Annotated in this window: 21 protein-coding genes and 1 tRNA gene; 6 read left to right on the forward strand and 16 right to left on the reverse strand. The window is 64.4% G+C overall.

The genetic code is table 11. From position 1 onward, the window contains the following. The first annotated feature begins 420 nt into the window (after positions 1-420). Positions 421-1,149 carry an NAD(P)H-dependent oxidoreductase gene (locus ACQY4V_RS13410; RefSeq protein ID WP_428512443.1) on the forward strand — a complete coding sequence of 243 codons (729 nt, stop codon included), beginning with the start codon at positions 421-423 and terminating at the stop codon, positions 1,147-1,149. A 78-nt stretch (positions 1,150-1,227) separates the two neighbouring features. Here ACQY4V_RS13410 and rplA read toward each other — a convergent pair whose 3' ends face one another. The 14 genes from rplA to ACQY4V_RS13480 all read right to left on the reverse strand — a co-directional run bounded on the left by rplA (position 1,228) and on the right by ACQY4V_RS13480 (position 13,379). Beyond that, entirely contained in the window at positions 1,228-1,926 is a 699-nt protein-coding gene (rplA, locus tag ACQY4V_RS13415) for a 50S ribosomal protein L1 (protein ID WP_222452562.1), read from the reverse strand. Position 1,927: 1 nt separating this feature from the next. Beyond that, positions 1,928-2,353, reverse strand: coding sequence for a 50S ribosomal protein L11 (gene rplK / locus ACQY4V_RS13420; RefSeq protein ID WP_152493591.1), 426 nt, complete (start codon positions 2,351-2,353; stop codon positions 1,928-1,930). Between the two features lie 187 nt (positions 2,354-2,540). Next, a complete protein-coding gene (locus tag ACQY4V_RS13425) occupies positions 2,541-4,016 on the reverse strand; it encodes a tetratricopeptide repeat protein (RefSeq protein ID WP_428512446.1) in 1,476 nt (491 codons plus the stop codon). Between the two features lie 102 nt (positions 4,017-4,118). Further along, a complete protein-coding gene (gene nusG, locus ACQY4V_RS13430; protein WP_152473758.1) occupies positions 4,119-4,652 on the reverse strand; it encodes a transcription termination/antitermination protein NusG in 534 nt (177 codons plus the stop codon). Between the two features lie 191 nt (positions 4,653-4,843). Continuing rightward, positions 4,844-5,041 carry a preprotein translocase subunit SecE gene (gene secE, locus ACQY4V_RS13435; protein ID WP_152493593.1) on the reverse strand — a complete coding sequence of 66 codons (198 nt, stop codon included), beginning with the start codon at positions 5,039-5,041 and terminating at the stop codon, positions 4,844-4,846. A gap of 129 nt (positions 5,042-5,170) precedes the next feature. Next, positions 5,171-6,019: a hypothetical protein gene (locus ACQY4V_RS13440; RefSeq protein ID WP_428512449.1), complete on the reverse strand. Its 849-nt coding sequence runs from the start codon at positions 6,017-6,019 to the stop codon at positions 5,171-5,173. Between the two features lie 280 nt (positions 6,020-6,299). Continuing rightward, entirely contained in the window at positions 6,300-7,301 is a 1,002-nt protein-coding gene (locus ACQY4V_RS13445; protein WP_428512451.1) for a response regulator, read from the reverse strand. Between the two features lie 176 nt (positions 7,302-7,477). Next, a tRNA-Trp gene (locus ACQY4V_RS13450) sits at positions 7,478-7,553 on the reverse strand. Positions 7,554-7,644: 91 nt separating this feature from the next. After that, on the reverse strand, positions 7,645-8,883 hold the full coding sequence (locus tag ACQY4V_RS13455) for a CoA transferase (protein ID WP_428512453.1): 1,239 nt from the start codon (positions 8,881-8,883) through the stop codon (positions 7,645-7,647). Then, complete coding sequence (locus ACQY4V_RS13460) at positions 8,880-9,734, reverse strand: FAS1-like dehydratase domain-containing protein (protein ID WP_428517243.1); 855 nt, start codon at positions 9,732-9,734, stop codon at positions 8,880-8,882. The genes ACQY4V_RS13455 and ACQY4V_RS13460 overlap by 4 nt, the downstream gene beginning before the upstream one ends. A 244-nt stretch (positions 9,735-9,978) precedes the next feature. Beyond that, a complete protein-coding gene (locus ACQY4V_RS13465; RefSeq protein WP_428512455.1) occupies positions 9,979-10,635 on the reverse strand; it encodes a CatB-related O-acetyltransferase in 657 nt (218 codons plus the stop codon). Positions 10,636-10,796: 161 nt separating this feature from the next. Beyond that, positions 10,797-11,270 (reverse strand): thermonuclease family protein, encoded by a 474-nt coding sequence (locus ACQY4V_RS13470; protein ID WP_428512457.1) that lies wholly within the window; start codon positions 11,268-11,270, stop codon positions 10,797-10,799. Between the two features lie 105 nt (positions 11,271-11,375). Continuing rightward, positions 11,376-12,551, reverse strand: a complete 1,176-nt coding sequence (tuf, locus tag ACQY4V_RS13475; protein WP_152497515.1) for an elongation factor Tu — start codon at positions 12,549-12,551, stop codon at positions 11,376-11,378. Between the two features lie 159 nt (positions 12,552-12,710). Continuing rightward, complete coding sequence (locus tag ACQY4V_RS13480; protein ID WP_428512459.1) at positions 12,711-13,379, reverse strand: hypothetical protein; 669 nt, start codon at positions 13,377-13,379, stop codon at positions 12,711-12,713. Between the two features lie 155 nt (positions 13,380-13,534). Here ACQY4V_RS13480 and ACQY4V_RS13485 point away from each other — a divergent pair, with 155 nt between their 5' ends. After that, on the forward strand, positions 13,535-14,917 hold the full coding sequence (locus tag ACQY4V_RS13485; RefSeq protein ID WP_428512461.1) for a cytochrome P450: 1,383 nt from the start codon (positions 13,535-13,537) through the stop codon (positions 14,915-14,917). A 129-nt stretch (positions 14,918-15,046) separates the two neighbouring features. On the opposite strand, the gene ACQY4V_RS13490 is transcribed toward ACQY4V_RS13485, so the two are convergent. Beyond that, positions 15,047-15,505, reverse strand: a complete 459-nt coding sequence (locus tag ACQY4V_RS13490) for a YHS domain-containing (seleno)protein (RefSeq protein WP_428512463.1) — start codon at positions 15,503-15,505, stop codon at positions 15,047-15,049. 66 nt (positions 15,506-15,571) lie between these two features. Further along, positions 15,572-17,890 (reverse strand): DNA topoisomerase IV subunit A, encoded by a 2,319-nt coding sequence (parC, locus tag ACQY4V_RS13495; RefSeq protein ID WP_428512465.1) that lies wholly within the window; start codon positions 17,888-17,890, stop codon positions 15,572-15,574. A 145-nt stretch (positions 17,891-18,035) separates the two neighbouring features. Here parC and ACQY4V_RS13500 point away from each other — a divergent pair, with 145 nt between their 5' ends. The 4 genes from ACQY4V_RS13500 (at position 18,036) to ACQY4V_RS13515 (ending at position 20,510) form a co-directional block, all read left to right on the forward strand. Next, positions 18,036-18,731 (forward strand): SH3 domain-containing protein, encoded by a 696-nt coding sequence (locus ACQY4V_RS13500; protein WP_428512467.1) that lies wholly within the window; start codon positions 18,036-18,038, stop codon positions 18,729-18,731. A 51-nt stretch (positions 18,732-18,782) separates the two neighbouring features. After that, positions 18,783-19,613: an SDR family NAD(P)-dependent oxidoreductase gene (locus ACQY4V_RS13505; RefSeq protein ID WP_428512469.1), complete on the forward strand. Its 831-nt coding sequence runs from the start codon at positions 18,783-18,785 to the stop codon at positions 19,611-19,613. Positions 19,614-19,722: 109 nt separating this feature from the next. Continuing rightward, positions 19,723-19,935 carry a twin transmembrane helix small protein gene (locus tag ACQY4V_RS13510; protein WP_428512471.1) on the forward strand — a complete coding sequence of 71 codons (213 nt, stop codon included), beginning with the start codon at positions 19,723-19,725 and terminating at the stop codon, positions 19,933-19,935. A gap of 2 nt (positions 19,936-19,937) precedes the next feature. After that, a complete protein-coding gene (locus tag ACQY4V_RS13515) occupies positions 19,938-20,510 on the forward strand; it encodes a cob(I)yrinic acid a,c-diamide adenosyltransferase (RefSeq protein ID WP_428517245.1) in 573 nt (190 codons plus the stop codon). The last annotated feature ends 55 nt before the right edge of the window (positions 20,511-20,565 follow it).

The raw sequence follows: 20,565 nt of genomic DNA on the forward strand, positions 1-20,565 counted from the left end.
GGGGTGTCCCCCGGCTCAGTACCACCGGGCCACTCACGACCCGGCAAAGGGTCCGCTAACGGGGCTGAGCCAGTCGGGGCACGCCTTGATACCAAGGAGAACCTCGAGAATTCTGGTCTTTCCCGTCTCGGGCAGGATTTATGACCAGCATATCCCGGCCACCCACCGTCTCGGACGAAACACAAATGGCCCGACGAATCGAGCCATACGCGCAACGCCGGGTGTATGCCGCATGGCGGCAAATGCCAAGGGGGAATTTCATCGCCTGCCACAACAAGCGATAACGCGCGGGCCGACGACCGGCCCGACGCGTGATAGTGGGCAGTCTGCCACGACGACGGTCTTTCCGCAAGTCTGGACCTGCGCGCGCCCCGTGCCTAGCTCTGACCCAGGAGCATTCCCCGAACAGGAGACCTTCCGATGCACACCCATATCGTCCACGCCCACCCCGAGCCGACCTCCTACAACGGTGCGCTGACCGACACGGCGCAGCAGGCACTGGCGCGTTCGGGCGGCACCGTGTCGATCAGTGACCTCTGTGCGGAAGGCTTCGACCCGGTCGAACGCGCGGCGCATTACACCGACCACGCGGATACCGACGCCTTCGCCGCGCTCAACGAGCAGCGCAACGCCTGGAAGACCGGCACCGTGCCCGGCGACGTCGCCACCGAAATCAAGCGGCTCGAAAGCGCCGACCTTCTCATCCTTCAATTTCCGCTGTGGTGGCATGGTCCCCCGGCCGTCCTGAAAGGCTGGATGGACCGCGTCTTCATGAGCGGCGGGCTTTATACCAGCCGGATGCGCTACGACGCCGGCTATTTCCGCGGCAAGCGCGCGATGGTCTCGGTCACCACCGGCGCGCCCGAACAAGCGTTCGGCCCCGGCAGCCGGGGCGGCGATTTCGACGTGATGCTTTGGCCGGTGCAATACTCGCTGCACTACATGGGCTTCACCGTCCTGCCGCCCTTCATCTCCTACGGCGTGCAGGGGCACGGCTACAGCTACGAGGACAGGGACAGCCTCGAAGGACGGCTCAAGGTCAACCTCGACACCTGGGGCAGGCGCCTGTCGAACCTGGACAGCGACACACCTCTGCACTTTCCCGGCTGGGACGACTGGGACGACGGCGGTGCCGCAGCCCGCGCGTGACACCCGCGACACAACCCGCACAACGAAAAAGGCCCCCGATCATGCCGGGGGCCTTTTCAATCTCGATGCGGAACCGACTTATTCGGTCACGGCGCTTTCGATCGCGATGCTGACGCCCGGACCCATGGTCGAGCTCAGCGCCACCTTCTTCATGTAGGTGCCTTTCGCGCCGGCGGGCTTCGCCTTTTGAACGGCGTCGATGAAGGCGCGGACGTTCTCGACCAGCTTGCCTTCGTCGAAGGAAGCCTTGCCGATGCCTGCGTGCACCACACCGGCCTTTTCGACCTTGAACTGCACTTCACCGCCCTTGGCGGCCTTGACGGCGTCGGCCACGTCCATCGTCACCGTGCCGACCTTGGGGTTCGGCATCAGGTTGCGCGGGCCCAGCACCTTGCCCAGACGGCCCACGATGGGCATCATGTCCGGGGTCGCGATGCAGCGGTCGAAATTGATCTCGCCGCCCTGGATGGTTTCCATAAGGTCTTCGGCACCGACGATATCGGCCCCGGCTTCCTGTGCCTCGTCCGCCTTCGCGCCACGGGCGAAGACGGCAACGCGCACGTCCTTGCCGGTGCCGTTGGGCAGGCCGACGACGCCACGGACCATCTGGTCGGCGTGGCGCGGGTTCACACCCAGATTCACGGCGATCTCGACGGTCTCGTCGAATTTCGCACTGGCGTGATTCTTGACCAGGGCAACAGCCTCTTCGACCGTCACGTTGTGCTTGTCGGCGAATGCTTCGCGGGCGGCGCGGGTACGTTTTCCAAGTTTCGCCATCTTATTTCACCTCGATGCCCATGGACCGTGCGGAACCGGCGATGATCTTCATCGCGGCTTCGACGTCGGTCGCGTTCAGGTCTTTCCACTTGGCTTCCGCGATCTCGCGCAGCTGCTTGGGGCTCACCGTGGCAACGCTTTCGCGGCCCGGGGTCTTGGAGCCAGATTTCAGCTTTGCGGCCTTCTTCAGGTAATAGGACGCCGGCGGCGTCTTGATGTCCATTTCAAAGGACTTGTCCTGATAGTAGGTGATCACGGTCGGGCACGGTGCACCGGGCTCCATCTCCTGCGTCTTGGCGTTGAACGCCTTGCAGAATTCCATGATGTTGATGCCGCGCTGACCCAACGCCGGACCAACCGGCGGGGACGGGTTCGCTTGTCCGGCGGGCACCTGAAGCTTCATGGTGCCGGCAAGTTTCTTGGCCATTGGCCTTCTCCTTTTCAAACAGCCTCGGGACGCGTCCCTCGGCCTATGTTGATGTGGTCAGGTCTGAGCGGTCGCGACCGCCGCGCCTCCCACATGGAACGCACCCCGGCCCGGTCCGGGCAAAGGTACGAGGGCGCCGCGTACACGCTCCATTGGCGTTTGGCAAGCCCCCGCCTGGCCTGCCGGCCTATTCTTCGCGGCAATACTGCGCGTCCAGCGCGCAAGCCTGTTCACGATAGATGGCCGCCTCTTCCGGCGCCGTGGCCTCCTTCAACTGCGCCATGTTGCGGCAGCCAAGCGCGACCGCGTTGTTGCACGCGATTACGAAGTACCGCGCCGCCTGCCCCGGATCCGCTGCGACACCGCGCCCATGCTGATACGAGTCGCCAAGATTGTTGCAGGCCGTCCAGACCCGTAACTCGCACCCCATCCGATGATATCCGACCGCCTGCTTCAGCGCCGCCTCCGTGCCACGATCAAGCTTCAGCAGGTTGCCCACCACGAGGCATCCCATCCCTTCCGACAGGGCGCAGGCGGCAGTGGCAAAGCGCTCGGCTTTCGTCAGGTCACCCATTGCCCGAGACAGCGTTCCAAGGTCGGCGCAGGCCCGCACCCATCCGTCCTTGCAGATGCGTTCGAGGTCTTGCGCAAAGGCCGCCATCCGCGCCTCGTCCTCTTCGGTGCGCGGTGCGGTCGTGATCGGGGCAAACGCGTGTACGGCGTAATAGTGACACGCACTGAAATCCCCCGCCTCGCAGGCCTTCTTCATGGCCAGCAGGTTATCCGTCGGTCGCCAGAAGGTCTCGCGGTTGATCTCGTCGCATCCTTGCGAAAAACCACCTCGACACGCTCGCACGTAATACTCTTGAGCGCGCTTCCAGCTCTCAATAACGGCCTGCCCCTCGTCATAGGCCAACCCCGCGTTGAAACACCCGACAGGATTGCCAAGCTCACAGGCTTTTTCGGCATCCCAAAGGGCATAGCGCTGCTTGTTCTCCACCTCGTCGGGAAAGCCGGGGTCGAATACGGCATACTCCTCGGCGCCTTCGTGGCTCTGGATATAGGACAACAGCGCACAGGCCCGCGCCGCGTCTTCCTCGTCGCACAGCCGGCGCAACTGATCGAACCAGATCGCCCGGTCCGGCACCGCCTGCGGCACCAGCACGTTCAAGCGCGACTGTGATATGCAGGCCGTCACGTCGCCTGTCGCGCACGCCTCCGTCTGCTCGGCGTAGAACGCCTCGTAGGACGTTCCGGCAAAACCCATCAGGGAAAAGTTCAGGTCCGACAGCAAGGCACAGGCAAACCCGTCGCCCGCATCGCATCCTGCGGCCCATAGCGCGTAAACTTCGGGCGCATCCGTGCCCTCCCGCACATGCACCAGCGACGCATAGTCGGTGCACGCCTCCCGTCCGCCTGCGTCGCATCCACCGGATGCCTCCGCCAGCGCGGTGGCGTAGTGGCGCTCGTATGTCCCGGACACCATGCCGGCGTCATTGTAATGCGGATAGCTGGCCACCAGCGCGGCACAGGCCGCCTCGTCGCCCGATTGGCAGTCGAACACCGCCAGTTGCCGCTCCGGCGCGCTCATCCGCGCCTCTGCCGCGTCCGGGCTCCAAAGCAGGGTCGCGAAGGGTATCGACCACAGTCGAAGCGATGTCATGCAGTGTCTCCGGGCAGGTCAGAACCGCGTCCAGTCTCCCCCAACGAAAACGGCCGCGCAATATGCACGGCCGCAAAATCGTCTGTCCGGTCAGAGCCCGCCTCAGCCCTGCTTGGTCACCTGGGTGAATTCCAGCTCCACCGGCGTCTCGCGGCCGAAGATCGACACCGTCACCTTCAGGCGCTGGTTGTCGTCGTCCACTTCCTCGACCATGCCGTCGAAATCCTCGAACGGGCCGTCGTTGACCTTCACCTTCTCGCCCACCTCGAAGCTGACCAGCAGTTTCGGCGCATCCTCGCCCTCCTGCACGCGGTTCAGGATCTGGTTCACCTCGGCGTCGCGCATCGGCATCGGACGCCCCTGCGGCCCAAGAAAGCCGGTGACGCGGTTGATCGAGTTGATCAGGTGATAGCCCTGGTCCGACATTTCCATGTGTACCAGCACGTAACCCGGCATGAAGCGCCGCTCGGCGGTGACCTTCTTGCCCCGGCGCACCTCGATGACCTCTTCGGTCGGCACCAGAACTTCGTCGATATCTTCCTCGAGGCCCTGTTCGGCCACGGATTGCCGGATCTGCTCTGCGATCTTCTTCTCGAAATTGGAAAGAACGCTGACCGAATACCACCGTTTCGCCATGGTGAGCACCATCCCTCTTTGCCCGGGCCCTGCCCGTGAAATTCATGTTCCGCAGGGCTTTTGCAGCCCAAACCACCTTCCAGAAACAAATCAGCGCGCGGGCTCGAATCGCCGCGCGCTGCTGGAAGTGTCGGGTCACCTACCGCCCTTTGCCCTTGATTTCAAGGCTCAAGGGGCAAAATTTGCATCCCTTAGCCGAAGAGGCCAAGCAAGCCTTCCAGGCCGCTGCGGATCGCAAGGTCGACCAGCGCAAAGAAAACCGCCGTCAGTGCCGCCATGATGAACACCATGACCGTGGTCAGCAGCACCTCGCGCCGGGTCGGCCAGACAACCTTGGCAATTTCCGCGCGGACCTGCTGAATGAACTGAAGCGGGTTTGTAACAGCCATGGGTGCGACACTCTCGTGGTTTGAACCTGTCCGCGGCACATACGCCGCGAAATAAAGGAATTCAAGGGCCGAGGCAGCCACGGGCGATTTCGGTCGGCCTCATGTGGCGCGGGTTCCTCACGCGGCGGGTCAGGTCTCGCGCGCCTCGGCGGCCAGCCGGTCGAACGGATCGGGCTTGTCCGCGTCGGTGGTCGCGTTGGCCGAAAAATCCGGCAACGCCAGCCGGTCGGCCCACGCCTCCGGCAAGCGGTCCAGCACCCGGTCGAACCGTTCGGCGAAACGATCGGCGCGTTGGCGGATCCTCTCGGCCAGTTCCGGCTTGCGGGCGTGCAGGCGCTGCCATGCCCCGCCCAGGATCTCTCCCCACCGATCGGGCCCCAATGTCAGATAGGCAATCAGCACCAGCCAGACCAGCAGCAACGCCACCAGCGGCACCATCAGCGGACGATAGAGCACCAGCCCCGCCACAACGGCCCAGGCGACATGCTTGCGCGTCGGGCGATACGAACGCAGCCACCGGGGCAGGCGCAGCCTTCGGTGTGTGGCACCCGCAGCCGTCGGGGCAACGCTCGTGTTCTTGGCGGATCGCGCCGTCGTGCGACGCATCTGCGGCATCCGCAGTCGCGGCAGGGTCAGCCCGGCAAGACGCGGCCACGCCCGGCCAGACCCTGTCGGCTGGGCCGCCGGTGCCCGTTCCGCCTTCAGGATCTGTGCAATGGATTGCTGGGCACTCTGTTTGCGGTCTTCCGGCGATACCGGGTCGTAGGTCAGCACCTCTTCCTGCGGCGCGATCTGCGGCAGGCGCTCTGGGATGGTCCGGCGCTTTTCCTCCAGCAGAAGTTGCCGGACAAGCTCGTCGGCATCGCTTTCGATAGTCTGGCCTTCGGTCATCTGGTCGGCAGGCGTCCCCGTCAGTTCTTCGCTACGGATGTAAAGATCGTTCCGAAGCGCCGGACGGCGCATATCTGTCATGGTCATAGCAGCACTCATTCACGGTTCCACGCCCCCACGCGGTGACCGGCCTGGCGGCCCCTTCCGGGGCGCCAAGCGCGATTCATGGTGATGCTAAGGCTGGAATGTGGCCAAATCATGGCCGTGCTCGGGCGCGGGCGTGTCCCTGCCCTTGCCAATCTCGAAACCGGGCAGCGGACTGGCTTGCGCGCGCCGACCGTACCCACCCGGGGCGCGCAGCCCGGCGTCGGATACTTGGCCGTCCCGGCGCGGAGCGCGCGCGACGACCTTCATCCTTGCCGGGGCTTCACTCCGATTTCGCCTTGGACGGCCTGCTGTTCCTGAAAATCCTGTCCTGCACCGACGCGATCGGCGGCAGGAGCGTGTCGGTATTTCCTCCCAGGTTTCCGACGAACCGCCGGATCAGGCTGATCGCGATGTCCGACGACAGCATCCGCTTCTGCGACAGGGCCGAAACCTTCAGTTCAAGGTCCCCCGGCGCCAGAATGCGGTGCCCGGCCAAGTACGCGCGGAACGCGTCGCGCACGCGCGCCTGCAGCAGGTTCGGCACGATATGGTTCCGCACCACCACCAGGCAGATGAACTTGCCATAGCCGACATAGGACATCGTCGCGCCGCTCGCCGGCAAGGTCTTTCCGATGATGTGCGCCACGGCCTCGATGACTTCCAGGAATTCCCCCTGATCCAGGCGTCCATCCAGATCGTCGACACCTTCGATCTCGACCGACAGGAGGGTCAGGGCATAGGTGCCTTCGTTGAGGCGCAGCAGCCGATTCTCCAGCTGGAAATAGTCGCGCATGTTGGGCACGTCGGAATAGGTGATCCGCATCGAAGGATCGAACCCACGCGTTTCCGGGGCGCTTGTCAGCAGCGTCTTCAGCGCAAGCCGGCTTTCCGCGTCGCTCTTGACGGTCTCGACCAGCAGCATCGCGACCTGGATACGCACGCGCAGGTCGATTTGCTCGATCGGCTTGGGCATATAGTCGGTGGCACCCGCCTCGAACGCCTCGTTCATGTGCAGCTTGGCCGCCGCGGACGTGATCATGATGATCGGCGCGATCCGGTATTGCGGCATTTCGCGGATCTTCGAGCACAGCTGGATCCCGTCCATGCCTTCCATCTTGATGTCCAAAAGGAAACAATCGAACGGGTGATCCTGTGCCGCGATGATTTCCATCGCCTCTTCTCCCGACGTCGCCGTCGTGACGTCGTTGAACCCCATCTCGCCGAGGTGTTCAAGAAGCAGCGCTACGATGATTTCTTCATCGTCAACGACCATGATTCTCATGGGTAACATCCCTTCATTCGCATTCGTTGGCCTGTCAGATACAATTAGAGGGAGAATGAGGTAACATTGCGACGGCCCAAGGTTAATTTCGTGAAAGGCAAAAATCCGCCACACTGACCGCGGGCGCGCCGGGAACGGGGCGCGCTGCGGAAACTGCGTTTGAAATCAGGAAGTTTTGGCAGGGGCAGCAGGGCTCGAACCCGCGACCTACGGTTTTGGAGACCGTCGCTCTACCAGCTGAGCTATACCCCTAAGGCCGACGCCTCAGGTACGGCACATGTGGGGCGGAATCAAGTCCCCTTGCCTCCGCGCGCGCGGATTTTTCGACATTTTTCTCCTGTGCTCAGGCCGCCGATTTCTTGCGATACTCAGGGCTCGCCACGATCCCGTCGTCGAAAAGCTTGGATATCTCCGTATCGCTCAGCCGCGCGACATCGCCCAGCACTTCCTCCGTATGCGCCCCCAATGCGGGCGCAGGCGAGGGGCGCACGCGGCCATGACTGCCGAATTCCGCCGGATGCCCGGGCACCGGGAACCGGCCCATGCCGGGCTGCTCGGTCATCGAGAACATCGGATTCGCCTCGCGGAAATCCGGATCCTCGCGCACCGCCTCTTTCGTGCTGCGGAACACCGACCACGTCAGACCCATCGCGTTGAAGTCACCCGCGAAGTCCTCGATCCGACGCTCGGCGAACCACGGCGCCAGGATGCCGGTGATCTCATGCCGCAACCGCCAGCGCACGCCTTCGTCGCCCAGGTCCACCTTGTGACGCCTCGCCAGCAGCTTCATTTGGTCGGCCGCACCCGTCGCCTTGACCAGCCCTTCCCACTGTCGCTGGGTCAGTCCGATCACCATCACGCGTCCACCGCAGGCACAGACGAAATCCTGTCCGTAAGCACCATAAAGCGCGTTGCCCGACTTCTCCCGCTCGTGACCGTTCACATGCACGTCGCCAACAAGCCCCAGATGGGCCATTGTCGCCGCCGCGACATCCTTCAGCGTCAGGACGACCTCCTGCCCCTCGCGATGGCGCAGCCGGTGCCGCTCGGCAGCCAGCAGGCTCGACACGGCCAGGTTTCCGGCAATCAGGTCCCACGCGGGCAGTGCGCTCGCCACCGGGTCCTCGTGGCCCTCGGGTCCGGTCATGTGCGGCACGCCGATGGCCGGGTTCACGGTGTAATCCACCTGCGGCCGCCCCTCGCGGTCGCCCAGCAGGCTGACCATCACCAAGTCGCGGCGCATCTTGCTCAGCGTCGGATAATCCATCCATCCGCGCACCCGCAGGTTGGTCAGGAAAAGCCCCGCATCGCGCCCCGGCGCGGTGATGATCCGGCTGATCAACTCGCGCCCCTCGCGCGACCGCATGTTCACCGCGACCGATTTCTTGCCCTTGTTCAGCCCCGCCCAGAACAGGCTCTGCCCATCGGGCGCCAGCGGCCAGCGTTCATAATCCAGGCCGCCTTCCAATCGGTCGAACCGGATCACCTCGGCGCCCATCTGCGCCAGCGTCATCCCCGCCAGCGGCACCGCGACAAAGGCCGAGCCTTCGACCACCCTCATGCCTTTCAGGATCTTGTTCATGTTGTTTCCTCCCATGTGGCGGTGGCCTGCATGCATTGATGCCCGGCCTGTCCGGTATGAAGTGTCAGCCCCTGCGCCTCCTCCTGCGCACAGGCCGCGATCGTCATCTCGTTGCGGTCTCCGGGGATCAGCAACATCGGGTGCACGCCCCGGAACGCAAAGCTGTCGGGCCTGCGCCCCCGCATTTCCGTCGCCCGGCGCATCAGCCATGCGGCCTGCATCGGCCCATGCACCACGAGGCCCGGATAATGCTCGACCTCGCGGGCATAAGTCAGATCGTAATGAATGCGATGCGCATTGAAGGTGATGGCCGAGAACCGGAACAACAGCGCTTCGTTGACCGTCTGCGTCCAGGTCGCCAGTGCCTCCTCCGGCATCGGCTGTCTCAAAGGCGGGCGAAACTCGGTCGGCAGTTCCAGATAGACGATATCCTGCCGTTCCGTGATCACCACTGCCCCTTCGGCGCTGAGTTCGTGATCCACCGAAACGAAAACCATGCGCCCGGTGCTGCCCGACTTCTCGGTCACGCGCGCGATGACGGAGCGGCTCGTGAATGGCACGCCCACGCGCAGCGGCGCCCCGAAGCGCAGCGTGCCTCCGGCCCACATCCGCCGCCCCAAGGGCACCGGAGGCAGGAAGCCGCCCAGCTTGGGATGTCCATCGCTTGCCAGTTCCTCCAGCGGGCAGACGGGCGGGAAGGCGCACCAGTGCCAGAGCGGTGGCATGTCGGCGCCCATCTCCGGCGCGTCCTGCGCCGAGTCACCGATGGTGGCATGAATCTGCGCTGCCTGCGGCGGGGCAATCACGCCCTCACGTACGTCCGTCCGGCCTTCCCATGCTGACAGGTTCACTTGATCCAAGGCACGCTCCTCCACGGTTACAAATGTGAACGGAGCGCAAAAAATGTCAATATTTCAATAATTTAACGGGATACAACGGTATGCCATGCCCATGCTGCAGCTGCAGAAACACGCGCTGGCTGTTGATTTCACGACGCTTTCCGTCCCGCACCGACCCGGCTTCGCCCCTGCGACCCGGCCAGGACCGGCCCTGGCAGCGCGTGTCCCGGTTTGCGGCAGATTGCCTCAGCCCGCCCTAGGGCGCGGCCCGCTCCAGCGCTTCCATGTCCGCGCCGCAGATCGCCGCCTCGTGTTGCAGGATGCGCTCGATGGGCCAATCCCACCAGGCGATGTCGTTCAAACGCGCGTTGGTCTCGGGGTCGAACCGCATCCCGACCACCCGCGCCGGGTTGCCCGCCACCACCGCGTAATCGGGGATCTCGCCCCGCACCACGGCCCCCGCACTGACGATCACGCCATTGCCCAGCCGCGCCCCCGGCAGCACCCGCACGTCCTTGCCCAGCCACACGTCGTGCCCCACCACCGTGTCCGGCCCGGACCACTCCGGCAGGCTGGGCCGGCCCGCCGCCGTGGCGTGATCGAAGACGGCAAAGGGAAAGGTCGAGAACCCGTCGCGCCGGTGATTGGCCGATGCGGTGATGAACACCACCCCGTCGGCGATTTGGCAGAACTTGCCGACCACCAGCTTTTCGTCCGACACGGGAAACAGGTAAGGCGCCAGATGCGTGGCCCAGTCCTCGGGCGGATAGGTCGCACTGGCATAGCTGTAATCGCCCACGATGAACCGCGGATGGTCGATCACCGCTTTCAGAAAGACGGTGCCGGCATGGGCGGATCCATCGGGCAGGATCAGCGGATTGCGCGTGTCGGGGTCGGGAAAGGGATGTGTCATGCGCCTTGATCTCACTCCGCGCGGAAAATGGGAAGGCCGCGCAGAAAATGAAAAGGGCGCCCGTGGCGGACGCCCTTTCCGATGTTCACGGAGATCCCGGATCAAGTCCGGGATGACGCGCGTTTGCCTTCGGGGAGGTCGCATGTTTCATTAGTCTCTGGTCATTCTGCGCGTGATTTCGCGAGTTCACACCAGTCTATGTCTGGCCAATCTTTTGGCCACGGCTTTGCCATGTCACGCTCGGTCATTTCCTCGGCGAAATAAAGCCAGCGGTCAGAACGCCACCTTCTTATGTCAGCGACGGCACGCCCAAACCCGTCAAGCTCAACGTTTTCAATTCTGACTAAAGTGTCCGGTCCGTACAGTCGTTCAGCCGCACTTCTCGCGTCCTCAGCCCAAGCTTTTTCCTCCGGGCAGTCGCCACGAAGTTCCGGTGCATCAATATCTTTGGCACGAACGGAATAAACTGCTTCAAGTCCGGGCCAAAGGTCTAAACGAACGACTATCGTATCACCATCAATCACGCGCTCGACGACGCCGTAATACTCCGAATATGGAGACGGGATGTCCTGGCTGATCGCAGGAAAAGTTGAAGTTGTGAGCAATAAAACCGCAGAACTTAGTTCTTTAAACACAGTTAAGTCTCATCTGAAGTTGAGAATTGCTTAAGTATTAGCATCAAACACAAAAAAGGCGGAGGAAAGATTTCCTCCGCCTTACGCTTTCAGTTTTGCCTCAGATCACTCGAGGATCTTGGACACCACGCCGGCGCCGACGGTGCGGCCGCCTTCACGGATGGCGAAGCGCAGGCCGTCTTCCATCGCGATCGGCGCGATCAGCTCGACCTCGAACTTCAGGTTGTCGCCCGGCATCACCATCTCGGTGCCCGACGGCAGCGTCACCGTGCCCGTCACGTCCGTCGTGCGGAAGTAGAACTGCGGACGGTAGTTGGCGAAGAACGGCGTGTGACGGCCACCCTCTTCCTTCGTCAGGATGTACGCCTCGGCCTCGAACTTGGTGTGCGGGTTCACCGAGCCGGGCTTGCACAGCACCTGGCCGCGCTCCACACCGTCACGCTCGATCCCGCGCAGCAGAAGACCCACGTTGTCGCCGGCCTCGCCCTGGTCCAGAAGCTTGCGGAACATCTCGACGCCCGTGCAGGTCGTCTTCTTGTTCTTGTTCAGGCCCACGATCTCCATCTCTTCGCCGACCTTGATCAGGCCACGCTCGATCCGGCCGGTGGCAACCGTGCCGCGGCCCGAGATCGAGAACACGTCCTCGACCGGCATCAGGAACGGCTGGTCCACGGCGCGCTCGGGCGTCGGGATGTAGTCGTCGACCGCCGCCATCAGCTCGCGGATCTTGTTCTCGCCGATCTCCGGGTCACGCCCTTCCATCGCCGCAAGCGCCGAGCCCGCGATGATCGGAATGTCGTCGCCGGGGAACTCGTACGAGCTCAGAAGCTCGCGCACTTCCATTTCCACCAGTTCCAGCAGTTCCTCGTCGTCGACCTGGTCGACCTTGTTGAGGAACACCACCAGCGCGGGCACGCCCACCTGGCGCGCCAGCAGGATGTGCTCGCGGGTCTGCGGCATCGGGCCGTCGGCGGCGTTCACCACCAGGATCGCGCCGTCCATCTGCGCCGCACCCGTGATCATGTTCTTGACGTAGTCGGCGTGGCCGGGGCAATCGACGTGGGCGTAGTGACGGTTCTCCGTCTCGTATTCCACGTGCGCCGTCGAGATCGTGATCCCGCGCGCTTTCTCTTCCGGCGCACCGTCGATCTGGTCATACGCGCGAAAATCGCCGAAATACTTCGTGATCGCCGCCGTCAGCGTCGTCTTGCCGTGGTCAACGTGACCAACGGTCCCGATGTTCACGTGCGGTTTCGAACGGTCAAACTTTTCCTTTGCCATCTCGTGGGGCGCCTTATCCTATTGGGGGCCTGTCGCGGCCCGAATTGCTACTGGCCGGGCATTTATTGGGTTCAACCGGGAAAATCAAGCGCTTCATGCCCGCGTGGCGGCGAGCTTGCGCGAACCACGACGCACCAACGGCGGTGGGCGGCGGTGGCGCTATTCCGCGGTCTGGGTCTGCGTCTTTTTCAGCGCCTCCTTCGCGGCGGCCTGCATCCGCTCTTCCTCCGACGCTGCCGCGCGCGCCTCCGCCGCGCGGGCCCTGGCCTTGGTACGTGCGGGCCGTCCATCGTCCTCGAACCAGCCTTCGGCGTTGTTCTGCCGCACCAGCCAGTTCTCGATCAGCTTGGCCCCCGTCCGGGTCAGCACCTGCATCTGCTCTTCCGCCGTCCGCGTCAGGCCGGACCCCACGACGGTGTCCCCCGACAGGCCCTCGATCACGGTGATCAGCTCCGGCGTCTCGTTCAGTCGCGCCTTCTTTGCGTCGTCCCAGGCCGTGACCTTCAGTACCAGCGCCGATTTCGGCGCCGCGATCACGGGGACCCCCGCCTTCGCCAGAACGTAGGCTTCCAGGGTGATGCCCAGGTGATAGAGCCGCGTGCCCTCTTGGCGCGAGAACCGGTCGTCCACCGCCTGTGTCATCGCCGCGATCCACGCCGCCTTGCTGGCCTCGCGCGACAACGGACCTTTTTGCAGGTTGGGCGCTGCCACCACATTATGCCCAAGATGGAAATTGCCGAGGTAGACCGGCGCCTCTTCAAGGTCGTCCACCTGCGTGCAGGCCGACACCCAGGCGACCACCAGCCCCCACGCCAGAAGTCTCAGCATTTCCGCACCCCCCGCAACCGTCCCGTTTCAGCGATACCAAGGCCGCCCGGCGCTGGCAATTCCCGCCCTGCCCCATATTGCCGCAAAGTCCCGCCGCCGATTTGCCGCCTGCCCGACGCATGCCTATGTTAGAGAGAGCCAGCACCGGAGGCCCCATGTCCCACGCCGACACCCCTGTCAAAGTCCCCCTCGCCACCGAGCCGATGGGCATCCTCGGCAGTCTTGGGGCCGCCCGGCGCAACGTGCTCAGCATCATCCCCGAGCTGGCCACCCGCCAGCCCATGGTGTCGGGGCGCACCGGCAAGCGCTGGCACATGGTGATGGACCCCGGCGCGATCCGCGAAATGCTGCTCGAACGTGTGGATACCTATCCCAAGTCGCTGGTCACCAAGAACCTGCTGAAACCGGCCATCGGCGAGTCCCTTTTCATTGCCGAAGGCGCCCACTGGCGCTGGCAGCGGCGCACCGCGGCGCCGGTGTTCTCACATCGCAACGTGATGAACCTCGCCCCGATCATGACCGCCGCCGCCCAGCGCAGCGCCGACCGCGTGGCCGAGGCCGGCCCCCGCGCCATCGACATGGCCGCCGACATGGTGCGCACCACCTTCGACGTCATCGCCGACGTGACCTTTTCCGGCGACGGCATGTTCGACGCCGACGCGGTGCATCGCGGCATCGACGCCTATATCTCCGAGGCCGGCAAGATATCCCTGCTCGACGTGCTGGGCGCGCCCGACTGGGTGCCGCGCCCCGGCCGCCTGATCTTTTCGCGCAATGCCGTGGGCGACATGCGCCGCATTGCCGACGAGGCGATCGAGGCGCGCCGCCAGCGCGGCCCCGAGGGCGTGCCCGACCTGCTCGACCTTTTGATGGAAGGCGAGGATCCCAAGACCAAGCGCCAGATGAACACCGCCGAGCTGCGCGACAATCTCCTGACCTTCATCGTCGCGGGGCACGAGACCACGGCGCTCACCCTGGGCTGGTCGCTCTACCTCTGCGCCTTCGACCAGGACGTGCAGGACCGCGCCCGCGCCGAACTGCGCGCGGTCTGCGGCGACGGCCCGGTGACCGGCGATCATGTCGATAAGCTGCCCTACATGCGCCAGATCATTGACGAGGCCCTGCGCCTCTACCCGCCCGCCGGGATGGTGTCGCGCACCGCCATGGCCAACGACACGCTTTGCGGGCGCGAAATCCGCAAGGGCGACACGGTGATCCTGCCGATCTATGCGCTGCACCGCCATCACATGCTGTGGGACGAGCCCGACGCCTTCCGTCCCGACCGCTTTGCCGACCGTAAGGCGGTCGAACGCTACGCCTACCTGCCCTTCGGCGACGGCCCGCGCATCTGCATCGGCGCCAGCTTCGCCTTGCAAGAAGCTGTGATCATCCTCGGCACGCTCCTGAACCGCTTCCGCTTCATCCCCGTCGCGGGCCGCAACCCGGACCCGGTCATGATCCTCACCCTGCGCCCCGAAGGCGGCGTCTGGCTTGAGGCCGAACCGGTCTCGACACCCCAACCGGCCTCCGTCGCCTGACGCGTCCGCCGGCTTATTCCTCACCTTGTCCCGGGCTTGACCCGAGACCTCCTGCCTTGGACAAAACTCAACCCGTAGGGTGGGTGAAAACCCACCACTCTGGTGGGTAAAACCCACGCGCCCCCACTGCTAGCCGCCCAAGACCGTCGGCCAATTCGCCTCGCCCTTTGACACGTTGCCGGGGACATCCCCCAACCAACGCTGGCGCACCGATTTGTTGTAATTGAGGTAAAGCCTGCCCTGATGCACCGTCCACGCATCCTTGTCGCCATGCGCGGTGTAGCCCTGCGAGACTGCCCAGGCGCAATACCCACCAAAGGCCGGCGCGTATTTCTGCGGGTTCGCCTCGAACGCCGCCTGGTTCGCGGCCGACGAGAACCGCCACTTGGCCCCGTTCCATTCGGTGACGAATTCATCCGATCCGGCCACGCCGTTGGCCCCCGGTTCCAGCCCGAAATACGCCACCACGTCCGCGCCATCCGCCGCAAAGGCCCGGTTCTGGTACCAGCGCGGCTCGTCGGCCATCCCCGGTCGTGCCAGCAGCGCCGCAGCACCGCTCGCGATCAATACCCGTCGTGTCAAAAGCATGTCCATCCTCCTTGCATCCATCTGCAAGCAAGCTAAGCGGCACCCCCCGCACACGACAAATCAATCTCAGGTGAAGCGGTTGTTACGCGGAAAGCCCCTCGGCGCCATGCGACCGGCGCCGGCGCGGCGCGCGGTCCATTCCTCCAGCGCCGTCTCGGTGCGTGTCCGCCCGGCGGGATCGAGCCAGCTCAGCCCCTCGGCCAGCGTGAAGGTCGTCGCATCGGACAACCCGCCATCCTTGTATTTCTGCAGCCGCACGCCCTTGCCGCGGCCCATCTCTGGCAGCTCGTCCAGCGGGAAGATCAGCACCTTGCGGTTCTCGCCCACGCAGGCCACGTGATCGCCCGTGACCGCCCGGCACACCTGTGCCCGCACGCCGTCGCGCACGTTCAACACCTGCTTGCCCGAGCGTGTCTGCGCCACGACCTCGTCCTCCGGCACGATGAACCCGTCGCCAGCCGAAGACGCCACCAGCAGTTTCCGGCCCGGCTTGTGGATGAAGATCGCCACGATATCCGACTCGTTCGGCAAATCCACCATCAGGCGCAAGGGCTCACCCATCCCCCGCCCGCCGGGCAGGTTGGCCGCACTCAGCGTGTAGAACCGCCCGTTCGTCCCGAAGACAAGCAGCCGGTCGGTCGTCTCGGCATGGAAGATGAACCGCCCTTCGTCGCCGTCCTTGAACTTCAGTTCGCGGTCCAGGTCGATATGCCCCGACATGGCCCGGATCCACCCCATCTTGGAACAGACCACGGTGATCGGCTCGCGGTCGATCATCGCCTCCAGCGGCACTTCCTCGACCTCGCCCGCCTCGGCGAATGTGGTCCGCCGCGCGCCGCCCTCATACTCCTTGCCGAATTTCTTCTTCACGTCCTTCAGCTGGTCCGAGATCGCGTCCCACTGAAGCCCCTCGCTTTCCAGCAGATCCTCCAGCCCCGCGCGCTCTTCCATCAGCGCGTCGCGCTCCTTGACCAGCTCGATCTCTTCCAGCCGCCGCAAACTGCGCAGCCGCATGTTCAGGATCGCCTCGGCCTGCACCTCGGTCAGCCCGTCCTCACCGCCCTCGGCCGGCGAAACGTAATCCGCCTCGTCGCGGGCACGGACAAACTCCCGCCCCCAATCCTCACGCATCAGCGCGGCCTTGGGGTCGTCGTCATAGCGGATGATGTCGATCACCCGGTCGAGGTTCAGGAATGCCACGATCAGGCCTTCGAGGACCTCCAGCCGGTGGTCGATCTTCTCCATCCGGTGCTGGCTGCGCCGGATCAGCACCTCGCGCCGGAAATCGAGGAAGGCCCGCAGCACTTCCTTCAGGCTGCAGACCTTGGGCGTCACCCCGTCCACCAGCACGTTCATGTTCAGGCTGAACCGCACTTCCAGGTCCGAGTTGCGATACAGCGACTGCATCAGCACCTCGGGCTCCACATTCTTCGATCGCGGTTCAAGGATCACTCGGATGTCGTCGGCGCTCTCGTCCCGCACGTCGGCCAGAATCGGCACCTTCTTGGTCTGGATGACCTCCGCCAGCTTCTCGATCAGCTTGGATTTCTGCACCTGGAAGGGAATTTCCGTGACCACGATCTGCCACTGTCCGCGCCCCAGGTCCTCGACCTCGTAGCGGCACCGCAGGCGAAACCCGCCTTTGCCCGTGCGATAGGCCTGCGCGATGGCCTCGGGCGGCTCCACGATGATGCCACCCGTGGGGAAATCCGGGCCGGGCACGTAGTTCAGCAGCGTGTCGTCCCGCGCATCGGGCGTCTTGATCAGATGCAGGCAGGCATCCACCAGTTCCGCGATGTTGTGCGGCGGAATGTTCGTCGCCATCCCCACCGCGATCCCGCTCGACCCATTGGCCAGCAGGTTCGGAAACTGCGCCGGCAGCACCACAGGCTCGGTCAGCGTGCCGTCGTAATTGTCCCGGTAATCAACCGCGTTCTCGTTCAGCCCCTCCAACAGGGCCTCGGCCACGATGGTCAGCCGCGCCTCGGTGTACCGGCTGGCGGCCGGGTTGTCCCCGTCGATATTGCCGAAATTCCCCTGCCCGTCGACCAGCGGGTAGCGCACGTTGAAATCCTGCGCCAGCCGCGCCATCGCGTCATAGATCGCGGCATCGCCATGCGGGTGATAGTTGCCCATCACGTCGCCGCTGATCTTGGCGGACTTGCGGAACCCGCCGCTGGCGCTCAGCCGCAGCTCGCGCATGGCGAACAGGATCCGCCGGTGCACCGGCTTCAGCCCGTCGCGCGCATCCGGCAGCGCCCGGTGCATGATGGTCGACAACGCATAGGTCAGGTAGCGCTCGCCGATCGCCCGGCGCAGCGGCTCCGCCACGGAATTGCCCCCATTCTCGGGGCCTATGTTGGGGTCATCGACCAAATCAGTCATAGATGCTGTGATACCCCCCGCATTTGCGCAGGTAAAGCACAGGTTGGGAAGATTCTGTGCCTTTTCCCATGCCGGCAGGAACCGAATCGTGTAAGTTGTGTTCTATTGTAAGAAGTTGACTTCGCTGCCCCGGGGGACACGCGCAATGTGGCGCTTTATTTTGGTAACATTCGCTTTTCTTGGTTTCGCCTTCTGGGAACTCAGCGGCGGCGCCGATTATGCGCCCAGTGAGAACTCGATCCAGGCCCGGGCGAGCAACCCCGCGCCAGAGGTGACCGTGGCCGAATCGCAGCCTGCGGAACCGCCCGCCCCGGAACGCATAGAACTGCCCGAAACCACCAAGCCCGAGCGCTTCCAGATCACGCTCGCCTCCATCGGTGAGATGGCAGAGGCAGGCGCCGCCCAGGAAACCGCCCGGACAGAGCGTGTCGAAGACAAGGCCAGGTTCCTGACCCGTCCGAAGACCAACGAAGACAATGCCGTCCTGGCCGCCCTGGAAGAGGGCGGTGCCGCCGCCGACCAGGTTAAGCGTCACTGGCCCGGCGCGATCGAGCTGTTCGAGCAGCAGGCGTCGCAGGCCGAGCTGCGCGAACAGGCCGAAGCGGCCGCGCGGTCCGCGCGCGCCGACAGGCCCTACTCCGACATTCGCTACATCACCGCCAGCTCCGCCAACATGCGCGGCGGACCGGGCACCGACTTTGCCCGCGTCGGCAACCTTGGCGAAGGGGCCGAGGTGGCCGTGCTCGGACGTGCCGACAACGGCTGGCTGGAACTCGAGGTCGTCACGACCGGCGAAACCGGCTGGATGGCCGACTGGCTCGTCAGCGACCCGGCGCAGTAATTCGCGTTCAAAGCGATTGCATATGACGCCGGCCCGCGCCAAGGTCCGGCCATGACGCGGAAGTCCCTTCTCATCACCGGCTGCTCCTCCGGCATCGGCTATGACGCGGCGCACGGACTACGGGCGCGCGGCTGGCGCGTGTTCGCCTCGTGCCGGCAGGAAAAGGACTGCGCCCGGATGCGGGCCGAAGGCTTCGACAGCCCCCTCATCGACTACCAACAGCCCGACACCATAACCTCCGGCCTTGCCGAAGTTCTCGACGCCACCGGCGGCACGCTGGATGCGCTCTTCAACAACGGCGCCTTCGGCTGCCCCGGCATGGTCGAGGATCTGCCCACAGACGCCCTGCGCGCCATCTTCGAGGCCAACTTCTTCGGCTGGCACGAGCTGACGCGCCAGGTCATCCCGGTGATGCGGGCCCAGGGGCACGGGAGGATCGTGCAGAACTCCTCCGTTCTGGGCTTTTCCACGCTGCGGATGCGCGGCGCCTACAACGCCACCAAGCATGCGCTCGAAGGTCTGACCAGCACCATGCGGATCGAGATGCGCGACACCCCGATCCACATCGTTCTGATTGAACCCGGGCCGGTGACGTCCAAGATCCGCGTCAACTCGATCCCCCATTTCGAACGCTGGATCGACTGGAAGAACGCCCCCGCCCGGCCGCTCTACGAGCAACGCCTCATCCCGCGCCTTTACCACAGCAGCGGGCCGGACACGTTCGAACTGCCCGCCCCCGCCGTCACGAAAAAGCTGATCCACGCGTTGGAATCCCCACGCCCCCGGGCCCGCTATTTCGTCACCACGCCGACCTATCTGCTGGCCGCGCTGCGGCGCATCCTGCCCACCAGCGCCCTCGACTGGATCCAGGCGAAACTGTAACACGACGGCCCGGAAGGGCGGGCAAGAGGCCCCGCGTCACCTTACCCCATTCGCCTTTTGACACATACGAGCTACCTCCGCCATTGACTGGAAAAACCAAGAGTTTCACATGCTCAACGACCCCCTCTTCATCATCGCCGCGCTTGCCTGCGCGGTCGTCGGCGTCATTCTCATCCTGGGCATTTCGAACTTCGGCAAGGAAGGCATCGACGCCGCCAAGCGCTCGAACAAGTTCATGCGCTGGCGCATCATCGCCCAGTTCATTGCAGTGGTCCTGATCCTGCTTTTCGTCTATATCCGCCGCCAAATGGGAGGTGAATGAACATGGTCGTTCTCAACAAGATCTACACCAAGACCGGCGATCACGGGGAAACCGCGCTCGGCAACGGGTCGCGCGTGGCCAAGCACTCGATGCGCGTCACCGCCTACGGCACCGTGGACGAGGTGAATGCCACCGTCGGCCTCGCCCGCCTGCACGCGGACGGCGAAACCGATGCCGCCCTGTCGCGCATCCAGAACGATCTCTTCGACCTCGGCGCCGATCTCTGCCGCCCCGACATGGAAAACGACGACAAGGCGGAATTCGCGCCCCTGCGCATGGTCGACAACCAGGTCTCGCGCCTGGAAACCGAGATCGACACCATGAACAAGGTGCTCGAACCCCTGCGCAGCTTCATCCTTCCCGGCGGATCGGCCCTGTCGGCGCACCTGCATCTCTGCCGCACGGTGTCGCGGCGGGCGGAACGCCTGGCGGTGGAACTGGCCACGATGGAACACGTGAACCCGGCGGCGGTGAAATACCTCAACCGCCTCAGCGACTGGTTCTTCGTCGCTGCCCGCATGGCCAACGATTCGGGCCGCGACGACGTGCTCTGGACCCCCGGCGCAAACCGCTGAAATCTCTGGCGCGGGGCCGGCAAAAGTGACATTCTGAGCGCCAAATACCGGGCGA

Origin of the sequence: Roseovarius sp., assembly GCF_965277045.1 — a bacterium.
GTDB lineage: Bacteria > Pseudomonadota > Alphaproteobacteria > Rhodobacterales > Rhodobacteraceae > Roseovarius.